The organism is Mycobacterium europaeum (assembly GCF_002102155.1).
Taxonomy (GTDB): Bacteria; Actinomycetota; Actinomycetes; order Mycobacteriales; family Mycobacteriaceae; genus Mycobacterium; species Mycobacterium europaeum.
Genome location: NZ_LQOU01000054.1, coordinates 1 through 4,249, shown reverse-complemented (window position 1 = coordinate 4,249; position 4,249 = coordinate 1). Strand labels below are relative to the sequence as shown.

Here is a 4,249-nt window from a genome sequence, read left to right as displayed (position 1 = left end):
GGCCGAATCGGGGCGGGCCACGCCGGCGTGTGGTCCGTGAGCGCGCCGGTCACGCAGGCCGACGCCCCGCCGGGAGCCGCGTTCGTGGGACAAACCCGCAACGTCCATCCGATCCCCGCTTCTCGAGAGTTCACTTAGGGCGTCGTAACGATAGCGCCCGCGCCCGGCCGGCACCATAGCCGCGGACCGGCGAAGAGATAAGCACCATGACGGCGGTTGTACCCCGATCGCTACCATCGAGAAACGCGACGCGGCACCCACACCTCGGGCGGCCTCGCGGGAGCGTCAAGGGAGGAACGTGACCGACAAGGATCGCCCCGATGCCGGTGACATCGGCAAATTCGACCCCGTCTTGACCCAGCGCATGGTGGGCGTGATGCGCCCGTTCCTCAAGGCGTATTTCCGGTCGGAAGTGCACGGCCTGACTTCGTTTCCGCCCGGCGGGGCGCTGGTCGTGGGCAACCACTCCGGCGGCATGTTCCCGATGGACGTCCCCATCTTCAGCGTCCACTTCTACGAGAAGTTCGGCTACGACCGGCCGGTCTACACCCTGAGCCACGACATCCTCATGACCGGCCCCACCGGGGAGTTCTTCCGGCGCACCGGATACATCCGCGCCAACCGGGAGAACGCGGCGCAGGCCCTGCGGTCCGGCGGGGTCGTGATCGTCTTCCCCGGCGGCGACTACGACGCCTACCGGCCCACGCTCTCGGAGAACGTCATCGATTTCAACGGCCGCAAGGGATACGTCAGGACCGCCATCGAGGCCGGGGTTCCCATCGTGCCCGCCGTCTCGATCGGCGGGCAGGAGACGCAGCTCTACCTGTCGCGCGGCACCTGGCTGGCCGAGCGGCTGGGCGTGAAGCGCTTGCTGCGCAGCGCCATCCTGCCGTTGTCGTTCGGCTTCCCCTTCGGCTTCAGTGCGGTGATCCCGCCCAATCTGCCGCTGCCCACCAAGATCGTCACGCAGGTGCTCGAGACGATCGACATCGCCGCCGAGTTCGGTGACGACCCGGACGTCGACGAGGTGGACGAGCACGTGCGGTCGGTGATGCAGCAGGGCCTCAACGACCTGGCCGCCAAGCGACGCTTCCCGATCCTGGGCTGAGCCGTGGCTTCTCTGCTTGGTCCGGTCAACGACGCCCTCGGCGTCATCACCACCCTGAGGCGTGCAGGGATGATCGCGCCGATGCGGCCCGACCGCTACCTGAAGATGGCCGCGGCCATGCGCCGCGCGGGCATGGGGATGACCGTGGGCTTCGCCACCGCGGCGCAGCGCTGCCCGGACCGGCCGGGGCTGGTCGACGAACTCGGCACCCTGACCTGGCGCCAGCTCGACGAGCGGATCAACGCGCTCGCCGCGGCGCTGCAGGGATTGCCGTCGGGAACCCCCAGGGTCGTCGGGATCATGTGCCGCAACCACCGCGGCTTCGTCGAGGCGGTGGTGGCCACCAACCGGATCGGCTCGGACGTCGTGTTGCTCAACACCTCCTTCGCCGGGCCCGCGCTGGCCGAGGTGGTCAACCGCGAAGGCGTCGACGCCGTCATCTACGACGAGGAGTTCACCGAGACGGTGGACCGCGCGCTGGCCGACAAACCGGACGCCACCCACATCGTGGCCTGGACCGACGGCCCGCACGAGCTGACCGTCGAAGGGCTCATCACCGATCACGCCGGCCAACAGCCCGAGCGCGCCGGCCGCAAGGGCAGGATGATCCTGCTGACCTCCGGCACGACCGGAACGCCCAAGGGGGCCAACCAAACCGGCGGCAACGCCGGCATCGGCACGCTCAAGGCCATCCTGGACCGCACGCCGTGGCGGGCCGAGGAGACGGTGGTGATCGTGGCGCCGATGTTCCACGCCTGGGGCTTCTCGCAGTTGGTCTTCGCGGCGTCGATGGCGTGCACGGTGGTCACCCGGCGCAAGTTCGACCCGGAGGCGACGCTGGACCTCATCGACCGGCACCAGGCGACGGGCCTGGCGGTGGTGCCGGTGATGTTCGACCGCATCATGGAACTGCCGCCCGAGGTGCGAAAGCGATACAGCTGCAAGTCTTTGCGCTTCGCGGCGGCATCCGGGTCGCGCATGCGGCCCGATGTCGTCACCGCATTCATGGACGAGTTCGGCGACGTGATCTACAACAACTACAACGCCACCGAGGCCGGCATGATCGCGACCGCCACCCCGGAAGACCTGCGCGCGGCCCCCGACACCGCCGGCCGGCCCGCGGGCGGGACCGAAATCCGGATCCTGGACAGCGAATTCAACGAGCTGCCCACCGGCGAGGTCGGCACCATCTACGTGCGCAACGACACCCAGTTCGAGGGCTACACGGAGGGCTCCTCCGGCAAAGGGAAAAGCTTTCACGCCGGGTTCATGTCGTCGGGCGACGTCGGCTACCTGGACGGGGCCGGCCGGTTGTTCGTGGTGGGCCGCGACGACGAGATGATCGTCTCCGGCGGCGAGAACGTCTACCCGATCGAGGTGGAGAAGACGCTGGCGGCGCACCCCGACGTGGCCGAGGCCGCGGTCATCGGCGTCGACGACGAGCAGTACGGGCAGCGGCTGGCCGCGTTCGTGGTCTTGACCCCGGGCGCCGGGGCCACGCCCGAGACCCTCAAACAACACGTCCGGGAAAGCCTGGCCAATTACAAGGTGCCCCGCGAGATCGCCGTGCTCGACGAACTCCCCCGCGGCAGCACCGGCAAGATCCAGCGCAACGAACTGCAATCGCGGGTCAACGGCTGATGCGCCGGTTGTCGCGCCGCCTGGTGCGTCCCCGCCCGCTGGCGCGCGCCGCGCTCGAACTGGCCAACGCCGCCAACGGATTACGGCCGCTGGCCCGCAAGGGCTACAGCACCGTGCTGGTCTTCTGGTTCGGCTGGCCGACGTCGGAGGTGCCGGGGATCTACTTCTCCGTCTCGCTGCTGGACGCGCTGCGGCGCGCGCGGCGGGGCCACTTCGCGGGACGGCGGGGCAAGGCGGCGCTGGCCATGACGGCCGCGTCGTGGGTGATCCTGGGGGTGATCCGCTACCGCGGCGTCACCACCCCGGGTCCGGTGCTGGAGGCGGGCCTGCGCGAGCAGCTCGGACACGACTACGCCGAGGCGGTGAGCAAACTGCCCCACGCCAAGCCGACCCGCAGCGGGCGGCGCAGCCTGCCGCTGGGCAACACCGTGGCGCGCCGGCGCTACGTCGAGAAGACCAACGTGGTGTCCTACGGCCCGAACGGCCGCGCCAACCTGGCCGACATCTGGCGCCGCCGCGACCTGCCGCGCGACGCCAAGGCGCCGGTGCTGCTGCAAGTGCCCGGGGGCGCCTGGATGATCGGGATGCGCCGGCCGCAGGCCTACCCGCTGATGAGTCACCTGGCCGCCCGCGGCTGGGTGTGCGTGTCGATCGGTTACCGCGTTTCGCCCCGCCACACCTGGCCCGACCACATCGTCGACGTCAAACGGGCGCTGGCGTGGGTCAAGGAGAACATCGCCGACTACGGCGGCGACCCGGACTTCGTCGCGGTCACCGGGGGTTCCGCGGGTGGGCACCTGTGCGCGCTGGCGGCGCTGACCCCCAACGACCCGTCATTCCAGCCGGGGTTCGAAGACGCCGACACGGCGGTGGCGGCCGCGGTCCCGATCTACGGCCGCTACGACTGGTTCTCCACCGAGGGCGAGGGCCGCCCCGAGTTCGTCTCGCTGCTCGAAAAGTTCGTGGTGAAGCGGGGGTTCAAGTCGCACCGCGACGTCTACGTCGACGCCTCGCCGATCCGCCGGCTGCGGGCCGACGCGCCGCCGTTCTTCGTCCTGCACGGCCGCGACGACTCCCTCATCCCTGTCGGCGAAGCCCAGGAGTTCATCGAGGAGCTGCGCGCGGTGTCCAAGTCGCCGGTCGCCTACGCCGAATTGCCCAGCGCACAACACGCTTTCGACATCTTCAGCTCACCCCGGGCGCATCGCGCCGCGGAGGCCGTCGCGCAGTTCCTGTCCTGGGTGTACGCGACCAACCCGCCCGACCGCGACTAGCTGTACCGCTCGTTCGTTCACGCGAATCCCTTGTGTCACTTGGGTTTCTCTGATCACAACGCGGCGGTTTTTGTCGGTGGGGGCTTCTAGGGTTTGGGGTATGGGTGCAAGCAGTCGTGAGGAGATCGTCGAGGTGTTCGACGCGCTGGATCATGACGCGGATCGCCTGTGTGGGTTGTCTTTTGACGTGCTCACCACCCCGGAGCGGTTGGCTGCCCTGGAGCGG

General features: G+C 69.4%; 3 protein-coding genes. All 3 read left to right on the top strand.

Features of this window, described 5'->3' with window-relative positions; translation table 11 throughout:
- Positions 1 to 364: 364 nt before the first annotated feature.
- The 3 genes from AWC03_RS23685 to AWC03_RS23675 all read left to right on the top strand — a co-directional run bounded on the left by AWC03_RS23685 (position 365) and on the right by AWC03_RS23675 (position 4,023).
- On the top strand, positions 365 to 1,108 hold the full coding sequence (locus AWC03_RS23685; RefSeq protein ID WP_142278500.1) for a lysophospholipid acyltransferase family protein: 744 nt from the start codon (positions 365 to 367) through the stop codon (positions 1,106 to 1,108).
- Positions 1,109 to 1,177: 69 nt separating this feature from the next.
- Positions 1,178 to 2,749 (top strand): acyl-CoA ligase FadD12, encoded by a 1,572-nt coding sequence (fadD12, locus tag AWC03_RS23680; protein ID WP_249025961.1) that lies wholly within the window; start codon positions 1,178 to 1,180, stop codon positions 2,747 to 2,749.
- The gene (locus AWC03_RS23675; protein WP_085243142.1) at positions 2,749 to 4,023 is read left to right on the top strand and encodes an alpha/beta hydrolase; all 1,275 of its coding nucleotides are present in this window, start codon (positions 2,749 to 2,751) and stop codon (positions 4,021 to 4,023) included. Before fadD12 ends, AWC03_RS23675 begins: the two co-directional genes overlap by 1 nt.
- Positions 4,024 to 4,249: the final 226 nt, after the last annotated feature.